Annotated in this window: 2 tRNA genes; both read right to left on the bottom strand. The window is 50.4% G+C overall.

Features of this window, described 5'->3' with window-relative positions:
* Window positions 1-2 precede the first annotated feature (2 nt).
* Window positions 3-75: transfer RNA gene (locus SB773_RS33730), tRNA-Lys, on the bottom strand.
* 10 nt (window positions 76-85) lie between these two features.
* Window positions 86-161: transfer RNA gene (locus SB773_RS33725), tRNA-Thr, on the bottom strand.
* Window positions 162-248 lie beyond the last annotated feature (87 nt).

Genomic DNA, 248 nt, shown 5'->3' with positions numbered 1-248 from the left:
GGTGAGCCATGAAGGATTCGAACCTTCGACCCTCTGATTAAAAGTCAGATGCTCTACCAACTGAGCTAATGGCTCATTTTGAAAGTGGTGCCGGCTAGAGGACTTGAACCCCCAACCTACTGATTACAAGTCAGTTGCTCTACCAATTGAGCTAAGCCGGCTTGCGATTTCAAAATGGTGGCTCGGGACGGAATCGAACCGCCGACACGAGGATTTTCAGTCCTCTGCTCTACCGACTGAGCTACCGA

This window comes from Bacillus sp. SIMBA_074 (assembly GCF_046534555.1).
Classification (GTDB): domain Bacteria; phylum Bacillota; class Bacilli; order Bacillales; family Bacillaceae_G; genus Bacillus_A; species Bacillus_A mycoides.
The sequence above is the reverse complement of the archived record's forward strand: the minus strand, read 5'-3'. Positions and strand labels throughout refer to the sequence as shown.